This is a genomic window from Reyranella sp., assembly GCF_004297405.1.
GTDB lineage: Bacteria > Pseudomonadota > Alphaproteobacteria > Reyranellales > Reyranellaceae > Reyranella.
In genome coordinates, this window is the sequence record NZ_SCVC01000034.1 from 39,162 (window position 1) to 55,295 (window position 16,134).

20 protein-coding genes are annotated in these 16,134 nt (G+C 64.1%); 9 read left to right on the forward strand and 11 right to left on the reverse strand.

Translation table 11 applies throughout. The annotated features are described in order from the left end of the window. Positions 1-71 precede the first annotated feature (71 nt). Positions 72-461: a copper-binding protein gene (locus tag EPO50_RS22570; protein ID WP_296347722.1), complete on the forward strand. Its 390-nt coding sequence runs from the start codon at positions 72-74 to the stop codon at positions 459-461. A 49-nt stretch (positions 462-510) separates the two neighbouring features. Here EPO50_RS22570 and EPO50_RS22575 read toward each other — a convergent pair whose 3' ends face one another. Further along, the gene (locus EPO50_RS22575) at positions 511-969 is read right to left on the reverse strand and encodes a CBS domain-containing protein (protein WP_296347723.1); all 459 of its coding nucleotides are present in this window, start codon (positions 967-969) and stop codon (positions 511-513) included. A 125-nt stretch (positions 970-1,094) separates the two neighbouring features. Here EPO50_RS22575 and EPO50_RS22580 point away from each other — a divergent pair, with 125 nt between their 5' ends. Next, a complete protein-coding gene (locus tag EPO50_RS22580; RefSeq protein ID WP_296347724.1) occupies positions 1,095-2,207 on the forward strand; it encodes a mechanosensitive ion channel domain-containing protein in 1,113 nt (370 codons plus the stop codon). Between the two features lie 81 nt (positions 2,208-2,288). Then, positions 2,289-3,266 carry a tripartite tricarboxylate transporter substrate binding protein gene (locus EPO50_RS22585; RefSeq protein ID WP_296347725.1) on the forward strand — a complete coding sequence of 326 codons (978 nt, stop codon included), beginning with the start codon at positions 2,289-2,291 and terminating at the stop codon, positions 3,264-3,266. A 56-nt stretch (positions 3,267-3,322) separates the two neighbouring features. On the opposite strand, the gene EPO50_RS22590 is transcribed toward EPO50_RS22585, so the two are convergent. From EPO50_RS22590 to EPO50_RS22615, 6 genes are all read right to left on the reverse strand, one after another. Further along, complete coding sequence (locus EPO50_RS22590; protein WP_296347726.1) at positions 3,323-3,568, reverse strand: hypothetical protein; 246 nt, start codon at positions 3,566-3,568, stop codon at positions 3,323-3,325. 77 nt (positions 3,569-3,645) lie between these two features. Then, positions 3,646-4,581: a TAXI family TRAP transporter solute-binding subunit gene (locus tag EPO50_RS22595; protein ID WP_296347727.1), complete on the reverse strand. Its 936-nt coding sequence runs from the start codon at positions 4,579-4,581 to the stop codon at positions 3,646-3,648. Between the two features lie 7 nt (positions 4,582-4,588). Then, complete coding sequence (gene dmeF, locus EPO50_RS22600; RefSeq protein ID WP_296347729.1) at positions 4,589-5,545, reverse strand: CDF family Co(II)/Ni(II) efflux transporter DmeF; 957 nt, start codon at positions 5,543-5,545, stop codon at positions 4,589-4,591. A gap of 3 nt (positions 5,546-5,548) precedes the next feature. Further along, positions 5,549-5,791, reverse strand: coding sequence for a DUF3297 family protein (locus tag EPO50_RS22605; RefSeq protein ID WP_296347732.1), 243 nt, complete (start codon positions 5,789-5,791; stop codon positions 5,549-5,551). Positions 5,792-5,800: 9 nt separating this feature from the next. After that, the gene (gene chrA, locus EPO50_RS22610) at positions 5,801-7,159 is read right to left on the reverse strand and encodes a chromate efflux transporter (protein ID WP_296347734.1); all 1,359 of its coding nucleotides are present in this window, start codon (positions 7,157-7,159) and stop codon (positions 5,801-5,803) included. Next, on the reverse strand, positions 7,156-8,133 hold the full coding sequence (locus tag EPO50_RS22615) for a chromate resistance protein ChrB domain-containing protein (protein WP_296347735.1): 978 nt from the start codon (positions 8,131-8,133) through the stop codon (positions 7,156-7,158). The genes chrA and EPO50_RS22615 overlap by 4 nt, the downstream gene beginning before the upstream one ends. A gap of 119 nt (positions 8,134-8,252) precedes the next feature. Between EPO50_RS22615 and EPO50_RS31560 the strand changes: the two genes are divergently transcribed. The 5 genes from EPO50_RS31560 to EPO50_RS22640 all read left to right on the forward strand — a co-directional run bounded on the left by EPO50_RS31560 (position 8,253) and on the right by EPO50_RS22640 (position 12,114). Beyond that, positions 8,253-9,194 carry a Fe-Mn family superoxide dismutase gene (locus EPO50_RS31560; protein ID WP_367268058.1) on the forward strand — a complete coding sequence of 314 codons (942 nt, stop codon included), beginning with the start codon at positions 8,253-8,255 and terminating at the stop codon, positions 9,192-9,194. After that, the gene (locus tag EPO50_RS22625; RefSeq protein WP_296347736.1) at positions 9,191-9,643 is read left to right on the forward strand and encodes a chromate resistance protein ChrB domain-containing protein; all 453 of its coding nucleotides are present in this window, start codon (positions 9,191-9,193) and stop codon (positions 9,641-9,643) included. Before EPO50_RS31560 ends, EPO50_RS22625 begins: the two co-directional genes overlap by 4 nt. 16 nt (positions 9,644-9,659) lie before the next feature. Next, positions 9,660-10,559, forward strand: a complete 900-nt coding sequence (locus EPO50_RS22630) for a hypothetical protein (RefSeq protein WP_296347737.1) — start codon at positions 9,660-9,662, stop codon at positions 10,557-10,559. Between the two features lie 96 nt (positions 10,560-10,655). Next, a complete protein-coding gene (locus EPO50_RS22635) occupies positions 10,656-11,432 on the forward strand; it encodes a sulfite exporter TauE/SafE family protein (protein ID WP_296347738.1) in 777 nt (258 codons plus the stop codon). Between the two features lie 61 nt (positions 11,433-11,493). Beyond that, a complete protein-coding gene (locus EPO50_RS22640; RefSeq protein ID WP_296347739.1) occupies positions 11,494-12,114 on the forward strand; it encodes a hypothetical protein in 621 nt (206 codons plus the stop codon). A gap of 22 nt (positions 12,115-12,136) precedes the next feature. Here EPO50_RS22640 and EPO50_RS22645 read toward each other — a convergent pair whose 3' ends face one another. Both EPO50_RS22645 and EPO50_RS22650 read right to left on the reverse strand, forming a co-directional pair. After that, positions 12,137-12,502 (reverse strand): hypothetical protein, encoded by a 366-nt coding sequence (locus tag EPO50_RS22645; RefSeq protein ID WP_296347740.1) that lies wholly within the window; start codon positions 12,500-12,502, stop codon positions 12,137-12,139. Beyond that, a complete protein-coding gene (locus tag EPO50_RS22650; RefSeq protein WP_296347741.1) occupies positions 12,499-13,260 on the reverse strand; it encodes an SDR family NAD(P)-dependent oxidoreductase in 762 nt (253 codons plus the stop codon). Before EPO50_RS22650 ends, EPO50_RS22645 begins: the two co-directional genes overlap by 4 nt. A gap of 79 nt (positions 13,261-13,339) precedes the next feature. Between EPO50_RS22650 and EPO50_RS22655 the strand changes: the two genes are divergently transcribed. Further along, complete coding sequence (locus EPO50_RS22655) at positions 13,340-13,696, forward strand: YkvA family protein (protein ID WP_296347742.1); 357 nt, start codon at positions 13,340-13,342, stop codon at positions 13,694-13,696. Here EPO50_RS22655 and EPO50_RS22660 read toward each other — a convergent pair. Together EPO50_RS22660 and EPO50_RS22665 are read right to left on the reverse strand one after the other, a co-directional pair. After that, positions 13,665-14,597, reverse strand: coding sequence for a DMT family transporter (locus EPO50_RS22660; RefSeq protein WP_296347743.1), 933 nt, complete (start codon positions 14,595-14,597; stop codon positions 13,665-13,667). The genes EPO50_RS22655 and EPO50_RS22660 overlap by 32 nt on opposite strands. Beyond that, positions 14,597-16,132, reverse strand: a complete 1,536-nt coding sequence (locus tag EPO50_RS22665; RefSeq protein ID WP_296347744.1) for a class I adenylate-forming enzyme family protein — start codon at positions 16,130-16,132, stop codon at positions 14,597-14,599. The genes EPO50_RS22660 and EPO50_RS22665 overlap by 1 nt, the downstream gene beginning before the upstream one ends. Positions 16,133-16,134: the final 2 nt, after the last annotated feature.

The following is a 16,134-nucleotide window of genomic DNA, read 5'->3' on the forward strand; positions in this document are numbered from 1 at the left end:
GACATCTGACCACAGCATCAGCTCTGGCAATTGGCCGGCCCGCTTCCCAAATGCAGCGCCGGAGAGAGATCATGATCAGTACCGTCAGCCCCCGCGCGTTCCTTGTTGGAATTCTTTTGCTCGTCGCATTGCTTGCCTCGGTGTCCGTTACATCGTTTGCGGCATCGGCGGGTCAGCCTGGTTTCTTCGGCGATGCCGCCGACAGTGACACGGCAGCCGCCGCAACGGCGACGGACGAGCCGCTGGTGAGTGGCAAGGTCGTCGCCGTCGATGCCGCGCGTAACCGAATCACCCTCGAGTACCGGCCGATCCCGCAACATTTCCTCGAAGGCGGGACGCGAATCTTCGACGTTGCCAAGACCGTAGCCCTCAAGGGCCTTAGCGCTGGTGACAAGGTCCGCTTCGACCTGGAGCGAGACGGCCGGCGCTACGTCGTCATCCGCCTCGAGAACAGCAACTAAGAGCAGCAGCGGACAGCCGCCGGGGCCCGAGCCAGGCGACTGCCCTTAGCTACATGCCTCTGCCGCGCTCCTCGGCACCCTGATTATGTTCGCCGCCGGGCTGGGCGATGTCGCGATAGGCATTGCCGACCCGTCGGCCATCTGCCTCGTGTGAAGCGACATCGGCCAACGACAGAATGCCGACCAGCCGCTTGTCGCGATCGACGACCGGCAGTCGGCGGAGCTGTTGCTCGCCCATGTTCTTCGCGACGTGCGCGGTGTCCTCGTCGACGAAGCAGTACTTAACGTCCTGCGTCATGATCTCACTCACCGCCGTGTCGGGTCCCTTACCCTCGGCGATGGCACGTACCGCGATGTCGCGGTCGGTGATCATTCCCACCAACCGATCTTCAGTACCGACCGGCAGCATGCCGGCATCGATCGCCAGCATCATGCGTGCTGCTTCCTCGATCGTGTGGTCAGGTCGCGCAACGCGAACGTCGCGGGTCATGGCATCGCTTACTCGCATGGCCAAGTTCCTCCGTTCGGTTAGGGGTTCAATCGAGGAACGCCTCGTCTTGGAGCCGGTTGCACACTGGATTTTGGGCCGAGGGATTCTGGAACCGAGCACCTGGCGAGTCGTTGGCGCCCAACATGAAGAACACGATCGACTGGATGGAGCACGCTGTCGCGTGGGCACCCAATTGGGTGATCGCATGCGCGTGTCTCGTCATCGCCGCCACTGTCGCCGTTACCTTGCATGGCGCAACGCTGCGCCTGCTGCGACGGCTCGTGCCTCCTTCCTGCGAATTCCTGCATTCACTGATATCGGCCACTCAGGCATTGCTGCGTGTCGGCCTCGCGGTCTTCGCCGTGGCCCTCGTGCTGCCAATAGTGCCGCTCGAACGCGAAGCCCGCGCCTTTGTAGGCCATTGGCTGGTAGTGGCTTTCATCATCCTGCTCGGCTGGAGCTGTACCGCCGCCATCACGCTCGCCTCGGACTATTATCTGCGCCGGCCCGGTATCGATTTCAGCGGCGATCCGCTCGGGCGCAAACACCTGACGCAGGTTCGCGTTTTGCGCCGCGTCGCCTCCACTGTCGTTGTGCTGGTCACGGTCGCGGCGGCATTGATGACCTTCGAGGCGGTGAAGCAGTACGGCGTCAGCTTGATTGCCTCTGCCGGCGCCGCCGGCCTCGTGGTTGGCCTGGCGGCACGGCCGCTGCTCACCAACCTTTTCGCTGGTATCCAGATCGCCATCACCCAGCCGATCCGCATCGGTGACGCCGTGATCGTCGAGAACGAATGGGGCTGGGTCGAGGAGATCACTGGCACTTACGTCGTGATCAAGATCTGGGACTGGCGGCGCATGGTGGTGCCGCTCTCCTATTTCCTCGAGCGGCCTTTCCAGAACTGGACACGACATTCTTCCGACCTCATCGGCTCGGTGATGCTATGGGTCGACTATACCGTGCCGGTAGCCCGCATCCGCACCAAGCTCGAGGAGCTGGTGAGGACGTCGAAGCTTTGGGATGGCCAGGTCGTCAACCTGCAGGTCGTCGACAGCAGCGAACGCGCGGCGCAGTTGCGCGCCCTGGTTAGCGCCCGCACGTCGCCTGAGGCATGGGATCTGCGCTGCGAGGTACGCGAAAAGCTGATCGCCTTCCTGCAGGATCAGTATCCCACCGCCCTGCCCAAGCAACGCGCCGAGGTGGTCCCGGCCGAAGCGACAAGCCTTCCGGGCCGCGAAAAAGCCGCCTCGATTTGATTGGCGGGCGGGCAACGCTGGCCCGATGCTTTGCCGCACGCCCACAGAAGGCGCAGGCAGAAGCATGGCGGAGGAAGCATCGTGATATCCAAACGACGGACGTTCATTCTGAACGGACTGGCCGCAGCAACCGCGTCGGCCACAGGCACGCGCGTCTGGGCGCAGTCCTTCCCCTCTAAACCGATACGCTTCATCGTGCCCTTCGCCGCAGGCGGCAATGCCGATGTCACCGCGCGTCTCGTGGGAGACGGCATGTCCCGCAAGTTCGGCCAGACGGTGATTGTCGATAACCGGCCGGGCGCCGGCGGCGTGGTCGGCCAGGAGCTTGCCCTGCAGGCGCCACCTGACGGCTATACGATGGTGATCAGCGCCTTTGGCCCGCTCTATGTCTCGCCGCTGATGGCCGGCAAGCCTTCGATGATCCCGTCTTTCGCGCCTGTCGGCATGTTGAGCACGGTGCCGATGATCGTCGTGGTCCCGGCGACCAGCCGTTTCGCCGACTGGCCTGCCCTGCTGGCCGCAGCCAAGGCCAAGCCGGGCACCATCAGCCTCGGCCATGCCGGCAATGGCACGCCCAACCATATCGACATCTTGCGACTGCAGGAGAACGAGAAGGTGAGCTTCAGCGTCGTGCCTTATCGCGGCTCGGGCGTGGGCCTGAACGACGTCCTGGCCAGCCAGATCGACGCCTATGTCGACCAGCTCACGAGTTCGCTGCCGCACATCCAGTCGGGCAAGCTGCGCGCGCTCGTCGTCATCGGCGAGAAGCGCATTCCCGAGCTGCCGAATGTTCCGACACTGGCCGAGACGGGCTGCACGCCCTTCGACGGCGGCACGACCTTGGGCATCTTCGTGCGTACCGGCACGCCGCAGCCGGTGATTGCCGCGCTGAACACCGCCATGGTCGCGGCGCTGGACGAGCCAGCGGTGAAGCAGAAGCTGGTCGAACTAGGCGCCGCCGTGCGGCCATCAACACCAGAAGCCTTCGCCGCCGCCCTCAAGATCGAGGAAGCCGGCATCGGCGATCTCGCCAAGAAGGGACTGCTCAAACCAGAGTAACAGGCAGCGACGCGGGAGCTTCGCCGCCTGTTAAGAGTGCCTCGTCTCTGTTTGGATTACTTCGTCCGATTGGGATTCTGGTGCCACTTCGACGTGTCGCCAGACTTTCCCTTGGCTTCGGCCGCCTTGAGTTCGGCAGCTTCCTTGGAATCCAAGGCCCGCTTGGCTTCCTGCGCCGCCTTGTCGACCTTGTCCTTCTTCAGGAACTCGGCCGTACGCTTGTTGTAGTCAGCGGTGGCGCTGTAGGAGCCCTCGCCTTCGACCTTGCTGTCGGGTTTGGAACTATGGCGATTATTGGTCATGGAAATGCTCCGTTGTCCTTCATCTGGGACAAACGCCAGCTTCCAGAGCGGGTTTCCGCAAATCGGACTTTTGGTGGCTAGCGCGCGAGGCCTGCGTCTTTGAAATAGCGCATGACACCGGGATGCAGTCGTCCGCTGGGCGTTACGGCGAGCGTATTCTTCGCCGTTGTGTCCGAAAGCTGACGTGACGGCTGAGCCTCCGCGGTATGCAGCGCCTTGGCCAGGCGATAGACAATCGCGTCGTCGAGGCCAGGCCGCACCAGTACGAAGCTCCAGGAGCCGACCGACGGGATTGCTGCGGTCTGACCGGGGAAGGCGTCAGCCGCCTGTGTCACGGGCTTCAGGAAGGTGTGCTTGCCCAGGATGCGCTGGATCTCGGCCGCGTCGGGCGCGATGAAGCGTGCGCCTTCTTTGCTGTTGGCCATGGTCATGAAGCCCGGCCAGCCGGCGCCGCCGCCCCACAAGGCCGCCACTCGGCCATCGAGCACCATCGCCGGTCCATCGCCTGCTCGCTCCAGATAGATCGGCTGGAAGTCCTTCGCAGCATTGAGGCCGAGACCGTCCATCGCATAGCGACCGAGGATCACCAGGCCTGAGCCTTGCGCGCCCCAGGCGATGGGCTTGCCCTTCAGATCGGCAATGGCGCGATAGGGTGAATCTGCCCTGACCACGAACATGCCGGCGGTGGGATACATCGCCGTCAGCACCTTGAGATCGGCCGGCGGCCGACCGACGCCTTGCAGGGATTCGTGCACCACCTCGCCCTGCACCAGCGCGATATCGAGCGTGCCTGCTTCGAGTCTCGGCACGTTTTCCGTGCTGCCCTTGGTGTTGATGGCCTCGATCTCCAACGTGGGATCGGCGCGGCGCACCGCCTCGACGAAAGCCGCGCCATAGACCGGGAAGCCGCCGCCCGGCGTGGCGGTGCCGAGCCGCACCTTCACGGCCTGTGCCCTGGCCGGAAATGCGGCGAGCATTGTTGCTGCCAGCACGACGCGTCGCGAGGGATGCATGACCGCCTCAATGTTCACCGTGGCACTGATGGACCTCGACCGTGATATGCGAGAGGCCCGCGATGTCGGAGAGCCGCGCCTTGTAGGTCTCGACCGGATGAGGGTGGTCGACAACCAGCGACACGATCGCGCCATGATGACCCGGACCAAGGCGCCAGACATGGAGGTCGGCGATGCTGTCGTGGCCGCGCTCCAGCCGCGTGCGGATCGCCTGCACCAACGCCGCATCGGGTGCAGCATCGAGCAGCACGGCACCGGCGTCGCGGATAAGTCGCCACGACCAATGGGCGATCACGATCGCACCCAGGATGCCAACGGCAGGATCGAGCCAGGTCCAGCCATAGGCCCAGGCCGCCAGCAACCCGACGATGGCCAGCACCGACGTCAGGGCGTCGGCCATCACATGCCAGAAGGCTGCGCGTATGTTGTGATCGGCATGGCCATGGTGGGCGTGATGATGGTCGTGGTCATGATCATGGTCGTGATCATGCCCATGCGCATGACTATGATCACCGCCCAGCATCCAGGCGCTCAGCAGATTGACGATCAAGCCTGCGACGGCGATCGCGGTCGCTTCGGGATAGTGGATGGGCACTGGCTGGAAGAATCGCAGCGCCGATTCCCAGCCGATCGCCACGGCGACGAGGGCCAGCACCACGGCGCTGGCAAAGCCTGCGAGATCACCCAGCTTGCCCGTGCCGAAGGCGAAACGCGGATCGCGCGCATGCCGGCGGGCGTAGCGATAGGCAAAAGCGGCGATGGCGAGCGCGCCGGCATGGGTCGACATGTGCCAGCCATCGGCGAGCAGGGCCATCGAGCCGAACAGCGTACCGCCTGCGATCTCGACCGCCATCATGGTCGCGGTCAGGCCGACGACCGCCCAGGTGCGCCGCTCGTTGCGCTCGTGCGCGGCGCCGAGAAAGACGTGCTCGTGCCGCCAGCTATCGAGCGTGTGACTGTGCATGACTCATGCTTTTTTCTCGATGTAGGGCTCGACCTTGCCCTTGAGTTTGATGGTGAGCGGGTTGCCGTGGCGGTCGAGCGTCTTGCCGACGGCGACACGGATCCAGCCCTCGCTCACGCAATATTCTTCGACGTTGGTTTTTTCCTGCCCGTCGAACTTGATTCCGACACCGCGCTGCAACAGCGCTTCGTCGTAGTGGGGGCTCTTGGGATTGGTCGAAAGGCGATCGGGGAGTGTGTCGGTCATGATGCCCTTCTATAGCATCAATGCGTAAACGATACCGGCGATCGAGCTGGCCAGCAGGATCGGGATCATACCGAACTTGAGGCGGAAGATTGCGATGGCGCAGCAGGCCGCCAGCGCCAGCGCCGGCAGATTGGCCGACGTCAGCACGGGCAGATCGAAGGTAGCCCCCAGCAGGCTGACCGGCCGCAGTTCGCCGAACAGGACCTGCAGGCCAAACCAGACCGCGAGATTGAGGATCACGCCCACGACTGCTGCCGTAATGGCGCCGAGCGCACCTGACAGCGCCTTGTTGGCGCGCAATGCCTCGACGAAGGGCGCGCCGACGAAGATCCAGAGGAAGCACGGCGTGAAGGTGACCCAGGTGGTGAGCAGACCTCCCAGGGTGCCGGCGAGCAGCGGATTGAGCCCGCCCGGATCGCGCCAGGCGCCGAGGAAGCCCACGAACTGTGTCACCATGATCAGCGGGCCCGGCGTCGACTCCGCCATGCCGAGGCCGTCCAGCATCTCGCCAGCGGTGACCCAACCATAGTTGTCGACAGCCTGCTGGGCGACATAGGCCAGCACGGCATAAGCGCCGCCGAACGTGACAACGGCCATCTTGCTGAAGAACACCGCGATCTGGGCGAAGACATCGTCGGGACCGCGGCCGAACCACAGCAGCGCCACCGGCACCAACCACAACGCCAGGAACAGCGTGCCGATCGCCAGCGACCAACGCAGGTTGGGCCGGGCATGCGCCGGCGTCTCCTCGCCCAGCAGCGACTGAGCGTCGGTGAGCTGACCGGCTCCGGCCGCGCCATGGCCACCGCCGCTCAGAAACGGCGCCCAGCCGAGCTTGGCGCCGACGAACCCGATCAGGCCGGCGACGACGATGATCAGCGGAAACGGCACGCCATAGAAGAAGATGGCGATGAAGGCTGCGGCGGCCAGCGCCCGCATGACATTGTTGCGCAGTGCACGCCTGCCGACGCGCAGCACCGCCTCGATCACGATCACCAGCACGGCGGCCTTGAGGCCGAAGAACAGGCCCTGGACCAGTGAGATCTTGCCCAGCAGCACATAGACCCAGCTCAGCAACATGATGCAGGCGAGTCCCGGCAGCACGAACAGCGTGCCCGCCACCAACCCGCCCGCCGTGCGATGCATCAGCCAGCCGATATAGGTCGCGAGCTGTTGTGCTTCGGGACCGGGCAGCAAGGTGCAGTAGTTCAACGCTTGCAGGAAACGCTGCTCACCAATCCACTTCTTTTCCTCGACGATGATGCGATGCATCACCGCAATCTGTCCGGCCGGTCCCCCGAAGGAGAGGGCCGCGACCTGGGCCCACACCTTCATGGCTTCGCCGAAGGGAACGCCGTGCTCTTTCATTTGTCGACCTGCTTGCCTGAAAAGGACCGGTAGAGATCATCGAAGACCGCAGCACCGCGCTCCAGACGTTGGTTATCATCGTTATGTGAAGAAGCGATGCCCGCGATCAGGGTCCGTATGCCCGCCGCTTCTTCGCGCCCGTACTTTCCATCCTTGAGGTCGATGTCGTGGATGATCTCCCCGATGGCGGCCAACGCCAGATCGTCGAGAGCAGCCTCCGCCAGCAGGACCTCGAAGGTGCAGCGGTCGCCACGATGGGTGAACTCGCCTTCGAACATGTCGAAACGCAGTTCGCCGGGCTGCGCCACATAGCCCGTGCCCGGCACGAACTTGAAGCGGGCTTGTCTGTCGATGAAACGACGGATCAGCCACGCCGAGGCAATGCGATCGATCTGTACACCCTGGCGCGTCACCCAGACGCGATCCTGCAATTCTCCGGCAGGTGGGCTTTCGCTATCTTCAGCGCTCATAGCCTCTTCCTCCTGCTGCAATTCGGCTTCCAGACCCGACACGAGACCTTCCGTCGGTTCTCGTCCATCGGCGCCGAAGAAATCGATAGCGATGATCTCGTCGAGTTGCCTGCGCAGCCGGGCTACCGGACCGGCTAGCTCTGCGCGACTCGAACTCGAACGCTTGGCCGCCAACTCGCGAGCTGACGCAGCGACCTCTGCGTAGTCTTCGTCGCGCGCGACGCCAAACAATGCCCGGACCTCGCCGTCGTTGAGACCGTCGACAAGTGACGCCTCACAGACGAAGCCCTCGCCGCCCAGTTCAGCGATCTCCTTGATCAGCCAGGCGAAGTCCTCGCGAGTCTCCTCGCTGCTGGGCAAGGCATAGACCGAATTCTTCACCGTCACCGCGCCCAGCCCCTTCAGGCGCCGCCAGATCTTCACCCGCGCATAGGCCGGTTTGGTCGGCAATTGATGGATCAATAGGAGCCATCGCACGCCCTCGGAGGTTTCGTCATTATTCATAGTTCACTCGTATCTAATATCACACATACAAAGAAACGTACGTATCATTTTACCCTTGCGCGTCCTATCGAACAGCGGTATTTCTCCCTTGAAACAAGTGTATCACCGGCGAGGGCACGATGTCTTTCCACGTCCGTCCCATCTCCTTCAAGCCACCCCGGTTGAATGGCCTGTCCGCCAGGCTGATCGCGAGCCACTACGAGAACAACTATGGCGGGGCCGTCCGCCGGCTGAACGCGCTTCGCAGCGAACTATCCGCTCTCGATCCGGTCACCGCTCCGGGATTTCGCCTCAACGGGTTGAAGCGCGAGGAGCTGATCGCGACCAACTCGATGCTCCTGCATGAGGTCTATTTCGAGAACCTGGGCGAGGCAGGTGGTGGTGATCCGAGCGGCACGCTGGCCGAGTCGATCGTGCGCGACTTCGGATCGCTGGCGCGTTGGCGCGCCGAGTTCGTGGCGATGGGGAAAGCGCTGGGCGGCGGCTCGGGCTGGGTGCTGCTTACGCGCTCACCGCGTGACGGCACGCTGTCGAACGTATGGGCGGCTGACCATACGCACGGCCTCGCCGGCGGCACGCCGCTGCTGGCGCTCGACATGTACGAGCATGCCTATCACATCGACTTCGGCAGCAATGCAGCAGCCTACGTCGATGCCTTCATGGCCAACATCGCCTGGCCGCGCGTCGCAGCCCGCTTCGAGGGCAGTCGTGCAGAGCCGAAGCCGCACACAGTCCCGACAACCGCCGCACAAGAAATGCTCGAGGCCGATCCCAATCTCATCGTGATCGATGCCCGGCTGGCCGACGATGCCGCTTCCGTCCCGGTGCGACTGCGCGGCGCGCGCCGGGCACCGCCCGACAAGGTCGACGAGATCGCGGCCTCCCTGCCGCGCGGCGCCAAGGCGCTCGTCTATTGCGCCTGGGGTTTCGAGATCGGCGGCAACTGCGCGGCCAAGCTGCGCGAACACGGCATAGATGCCGTCACCATCGCAGGCGGCATTGGCACCTGGCGTGCCGACGGCCTGCCAACCGAGCCTTTGATGGAAGGAGAACAGACATGAAATGGGTAACCCGTGAACGACCCAAGATCGACCGCATCGCCTGTCCATGGCTAATCCAGCGCTTTATCGAGAAGGAACCGGAATTCCTCTACGTACCCCCCGACAAAGTGCTCACCACTGCCAAGGAAACAGGCGCCACACCCTATGACATCCCTGGCGTGAAATTCAGCCATGTCGGAGAGAAGTGCAGCTTCGATGCCTTCGTCTCCGAGTACAGGCTCGACGCGCCGGGCCTCGACAGGCTGGCCGACATCGTGCGCGGCGCCGACACATCGCGCCTCGACTTAACACCACAATCGGCCGGGCTGTTCGCCATCTCGCTCGGCCTCAGCCACGTCTACCCCGACGACCACGAAATGTTGAAGCACGGCATGGTGATGTACGACGCGCTCTACGCGTGGTGCCGCAGCCTCACAGGTGAGACGCACAACTGGCCACCGAAGATGTGAGACAGGAGATGTCGCTATGCCGTTGAGATCGGCACGATCCATCGAGATACCCGACTGCACCGGCTCCTCGTTCGACCACGGCGCCTTCGAGCCCATGACCCGACGAGTCTTTGTGGCGCACACTGGCCGGGATCGCATCGAGGTGGTTGATCATGATCGCGGTCGCCACAGGGCAACTCTTGAAGGCTTCCCGCATGCCGCGGGCGTCGTCGCGGATGCAGGCCATGTCCTCGTTACCAACCGCGGCTCGGCAAGCCTCGCCTGGCTCGACGCCGACACGCTGCAGACCCGCGCCGTATTCGACACCGGGCCAACGCCGAACGGCGTCGCCCTCGTCTCGGCGATCAACCTGGCCATCGCTGCCTGTATCGGCGACGAAACCCATGGCGCCGAACTGCAGACCATCGACCTGCAGCGAGGCCACCGCTGGACGATCAGCTTGCCCGGACGGCCAAGATGGTGCGTGACCAACGCCGCGGGCACCCACGTCTTTCTTGCGATCCGCGATCCCTCGATGGTGCTGGTTGCCCGGCTTCCTGCCCTCGACGATGTGCAGCATTGGCCGATCCCGGTGACTGGCGCCCATGGCATCGACATCGACCATGCCGGTCGGCGGCTCTACATCGCCTGCGACCAAGGTGCGCTGGTCGAGATGGACGCGGTGCAGGGGCAAGTCCTCAATCAATGGTCGCTCGCTGGCTCGCCCGATGCCACGTTCTTCAATCCGACGAGCGGCCTCGTGCATGTCGCAATCGAGGAACCTGGGCTGGTTCAGTCAATCGATCCACGCACCGGCTCCACTGCAAGGTTCGTTACCGCCCTTGGTGCCAAGACGACGGCACTGGTCCCGCCCGACCGTCTCTATGTGTTTTCGGCAAGCCACGCTGGCGTTCTCGACCTTTTGGAGGCGCCGTGAGCAAGAAGATCACTGCGAGCCTCCATCGCCACACCTTGACCGGTGAACTGGATTGTCATCGAAGACAAGACTGCGCCCACCGGGCCGAAGGTGCTGGTGCTGACCGGCGTCGACTGCACCGACAATTCGGCGATGCCTATTGATCTCCTCGTCTTTCTGGTCACCGCATTCGTGGCGGCTCTCGTTGCAGGCGTGGCGGGATTTGCTTTCGGCCTTGTCGCTGCCGCGATATGGCTGCAGATCCTGACCCCGCTTCAAACAACGACACTGATCGTCGTCTACGGGTTGCTCGTGCAAGGTTACGCCGTCTGGAAGCTGCGTCACGCCATCGACGTGGAACGTCTGCTGCCGCTTCTGATCGGCGGGCAGATTGGCATCCCTTTCGGAGTCGTGCTTCTCGATCGTGTTCCAGCTTCGGAGATGCGTGCCGCCATCGGCGTCTTTCTCATCGTCTTCAGCCTGTACAGTCTCTTCCGGCCGAAGCTGGCGCCAGTGGCCGGGGAGCGGCGGCTGGCCGATGGTGGTATCGGAATCCTGAGCGGCATCGTTGGCGGCGCGACCGGCTTGGCCGGTATCGTTCCAACGGTCTGGGCGAGCTTGCGGGGATGGACCAAGGACGAACAACGCGCCGTTTTTCAACCTATCGCCGTCGCGATTTTCGCGGGTTCGCTCTTGTGGCTCGGCGGTACCGCATCATTCGACAGGCACACCCTGGTTCTGCTTGTGATCGGCCTACCTGCCGTCCTTGCAGGTAGTTGGGTGGGGTTGAGGCTCTACGGCCATCTCAGCGAAGCCGTCTTCCGCCGAATCGTGCTAATACTATTGCTGTTCGCCGGTGCCTCGCTGATTGTGCAATTGCGACATTGCTTCTAATTGCATTGTCGGCGCGATTATCTGTAGATAAGTTGCCGTAGGCGTCGCACGCGGGGGAATCATGAAGTTGGGTCGTCTTCTTTTATCGGCAGCTCTGTGCGTCGTTGCAGTGGCCGCCTGCAGCTACACGATCCGCCCGGTTCAATCGACGGCCCAGATCAAGAAAGCCTATTGGGGCCTGCCTCAGGCCGGCGGCTCGGCGGACGTGACCAGCCTGGTCACCTGCCCGGGCGGCTATCCCTGTGATGTCCCGGCCCAAGGCGCTGTCTTCAACGACACGCGCACCGATCTCAACAAGAAGCTGACTGTGATCTGGACCTGCCAGCCGCAGAACTTCGTGCTGGCCGAGGTCGCGCCGCCCACCTTCAAGGTACACATGGCCTGTGTCGGCGAGCGTCCGGTCCAGCCGCGCCGCATCGACATCGTCGACGCGACCTGGGGCGGGCCGGATGGCCGGCAGATCGACGTCACCCAGCTCGTTCGCGATATTTGCAGCGACGGGCCCACCCGCTGTCAGGTGCCGGCCATGGCCTACATCTTCGGCATGCCGGACCGCGGCACCAAGACGCTACGCATCCGTTACACCTGCAACGGTGAGCGTACGCCCGCGCGCATGGCGACGGAAAACAGCGTCGCCGACCTGCGCTGCGAGCGCATCAGCGACATCAGCTATCCGACCTGAGCGCTGCGTGAACCGCAGCGCCTTAGCGCGCTGACGCCGGTGCGTTGGGTGGCGGCGCGCTGCGCCGGCATTCGCCCTGCAGCATGCCGCCATAGGTGTTCTCGACCGGCGTGATGCCGAGCGCACCGTCGTTGCGATTGTACGTCACGATGAACTGCGGGAAGCGCGTCCGTATCGACTGGAAATTGATGGTCGTGCTGGTGCCGTCAATCAGCGCCGCACCGTCCCATAGGGCGGCGGTGTTACGCCGGTCATCGAACATCATCATGAAGGTAGGCGTCTTGCCGCGCCCGTCGTTGAACTTGCAGGCCAACCAGCGCGGCTCAGCCAGCGCTGGCGTGGCGATAGTAGCCACCATCGCCAACACCAGGCCGAACTTCGCTGTCACTTCGGGGCCATCCGAATGGCGCCGTCGAGACGGATCGTCTCGCCGTTCAGCATGTGGTTCTCCACGATGCTCATGGCGAGCTGGGCATATTCCTTCGGGTCGCCCAGCCGCGAGGGGAACGGCACCTGTGCCCCCAGGCTCTTCTGCGCCTCGGCCGACAGGCCCATCATCATCGGCGTGAGGAAGAGACCCGGCGCGATGGTGCAGACGCGGATGCCCATGCTCGAAAGGTCGCGCGCGATGGGGAGCGTCATGCCGACCACGCCGCCCTTGGACGCCGAATAGGCTGCCTGGCCGATCTGGCCGTCGAATGCCGCCACCGAGGCGGTGTTGATGATGACGCCGCGCTCGCCGTCGTCCATCGGCTCGGCCTGGCTCATCGCCCAGGAGGCGAGACGGATCACGTTGAAGGTGCCGATCAGGTTCACCTGGATCACCTGGGCGAACATGCCGAGATCGTGCGGGCCGTTCTTGGAAATGGTGCGGGCAGCGCGGCCGATGCCGGCGCAATTCACCGCGACCCTCGGGGCGCCCAGCTTCTCGACGACCGTCTTCACCGACGCCTCGGTGTTGGCGGCGTCCGCGACGTTGGTCTTGACGTAGAGGCCCCCGATTTCCTTGGCCTTCTTCTCGCCGAGTTCGTCCTGCAGGTCGAAGATCGCGACCTTGGCGCCCGCTGCCGCCAGCGCCGACGCCGTGGCGCCTCCCAACCCCGATGCGCCGCCGGTGACGATGACGGCCTGACCCTTGACGTTCATTGATATCCTCCGTGGTTGGGCGCTTTTAGCACGGCCACCCCCCTTGCCAAGCGGGCCGGTCATGCCAACGTTTCGGGCCATGAGCGATACCGCAGAGCTGGCCCGAAACGAGGCGACGGTACGTCGCGGCTTCTGGGAAAAGGCACGCCGGACACTGGGCCGTGTCCCCTTTACCGAAGATGCCGTCTCGGCTTTTTATTGCGCCACCGACAGCGCCACGCCGCTCGCCATCCGGGCGACACTCCTGGGCGCGCTGGCCTATTTCGTCCTGCCCTTCGATGCCGTTCCCGACCTCCTGCTGGGCTTGGGGTTCACGGACGATGCGGCCGTGCTGATCGCCGCCTTCACGGCAGCACGCATGCACATTACCGAGACGCACCGCGATCGGGCGCGCGCCTGGCTGCTCAAGGCCCAGACGAATCCGTCGGCGGTTTGACCGCCGCCACGGCCGCCCGCCGCCGCTCGCGCGCGAGCTGGTGCTCGCGATGGGCAATGTAGAGGGCCGAGGCAATGACGATGGCGGCGCCCACGTAGGTCCAGACGACCGGCATCTCGCTCCAGATCAGCCAGCCCATGAATACGGCGAAGGGCAGGCGCAGATACTCGAACGGCGCCACCGCGGACATTTCGCCGGCCTTGAAGGCCTGCACCCAGAAATACTGGCCAATCGTGGCGCTGACCGCGATACCGATGGCCAGCACCCAACCCCACAGGTCGGGCCAGCGCCAGACCCAGAGCGCCGGCGGTGCCAGGAATAGGGTCGAGAAGATCGCGAACTGGGTCAGGATCATCAGCGGCGCCTCGGAGTCCGAGAGCCGCTTCACCAGAAGAATCGAGATGGCGACACAGGCGGCATTGGCCAATGCCACCAGCGCACCCCACTGCAGGCTGCCCTCACCCGGCTGCACCATGACGAGCACGCCGATGAACCCCACGATCGTCGCCGTCCAGCGACGCCAGCGCACTTTCTCCTTGGCGATCACGGCAGCGACGACGACGGAAAAGAGCGGCTGGGAGAAAGCGATGGCCGTGGCGTCGGCCAACGGCAGCATGGCGACGGCATAGAAGCCCAGCACCATCGAGGTCGTGCCCATGAAAGTGCGCCAGAAGTGGCCGGCGATGCGCGGGCTCTTCCAGGGCTTCACACGGCCGGTGGCGATATAGGGCGCCAATAACAGGAGGCCGATGATGGCGCGGAAGAAGGCCGTCTGGACGCTTTCGATCTGCTCCGACAGCAGCCGGATCATCACGCCCGTGGACGTGAAGATGAAACCGCCACTCACCAGCCACAGCGCCCCCTGAACGTTGGGCGGGAGACGCCGCAGCGAATCGAGCATCAGATTTTTCGCTCGTGGCCGGCCCAGTAGGGCTCGCGCAAGGTCTTCTTCAGGACCTTGCCGACGGGGCTGCGCGGCAGGGCGGCAATGAAGTCGACGGACTTCGGCGCCTTGACGCCACCCAGCTTCTCCTTGGCGAGCGCGATCAGCTCGTCGGCACTTGCCGCCGCACCGGGCTTCAGCTCGACCACGGCTTTCACCGATTCACCCCACTTCTCGTCGGGCACGCCGATCACGGCGCAATCCTGCACCGCGGGATGGCCCCATAGGACCTGCTCGACCTCGCTCGGGAAGACGTTGAAGCCGCCGGAGATGATCATATCCTTCTTGCGATCGACGATATAGACGAAGCCGTCTTCGTCGATAACGCCGATGTCGCCCGTATGGTGCCAACCGAAAGCCGATGCTTCGGCCGTCGCCTCGAGGTTGTTGTAGTAGCCCTTCATGACAAGCGCGCCACGCACCACGATCTCGCCGCGTTCGCCCCGTGGCAGGATGTGGCCGTGATCGTCCATGGTTTCGAGCCGCACCAGCGGCGAGACCTTGCCACAGCTCGCCAGGCGGTGACGGTTGTTGGTCTCCAACGCCGCCACATGATCCTCGGGCGAGAAGTAAGTGCAGATCATGCAGGCCTCGGCCTGGCCGTAAGTCTGCGTCAGCACCGGGCCGAACACCTCGATCGCCTCGACGAGCTTGTCGACCGACATGGGCGCAGAGGCATAGACCAGATGCTGGAGCGAACTGTAGTCGTATTTGCGCACGTCGGGATGGGCGAGCAGCATGTAGATCAGGGTCGGCGGCATATAGATGTGCGTGACCTTGTGCTTCTCGATCGCCGCCAGGATCCCGCCGGGATCGGCCGTGCCCATGAAGATGTTGGTGCCGCCAAAGGCCAGCAGCGGGAAGGAGCAGACGCCGGCCGCGTGCGTCATCGGCGCCACCATGAGATGGACCGGCTGCGGCTTCACGGGCATGCAGGCCCAGAAGATCGAGTTCATCGCCTCGATGTTGCGATTGGTGATCTGCACGCCCTTGGGCCGGCCCGTGGTGCCGCCCGAACTCGCCAGGAAGGCGACGTCATCGGGCGCTTCCGGCAGGTCCGGCGCGAGGGGATCCTGATCGGCCAGCCAGACTTCGAAAGAGGGCTGGTCGATGCAGATGAATTCGCGGATCGCCGAACAGGCTTCGCGAATGCGCGGCAGGTAGGCCTCGAAGCTCGAATGGTAGAACAGCACCTCCACATCGGTGTTGTTCAGGATGTAGAGGTTCTCCTCCAGCGCATTGCGCGCATTCACCGGCGCCCAGGTGACGCCGGCGCGCACGATACCCAGCAGGCAGGCATAGGCCGCCGCATGGTTGGGACTGTAGACTGCCGCCTTCGACCCGCGGCCGAGCCCCAGCGCCAACAGCCCGTTGGCGACGCGATGCGTCTGCTCGCGCACCTCGGCATAGGTCCAGCCGCGCGTGCCGTCGTGCAGGCAATGCCGGTCGGGATAGAGGGAAGCGCCACGGTCGAAATAGTCGATCAGCCGCATGG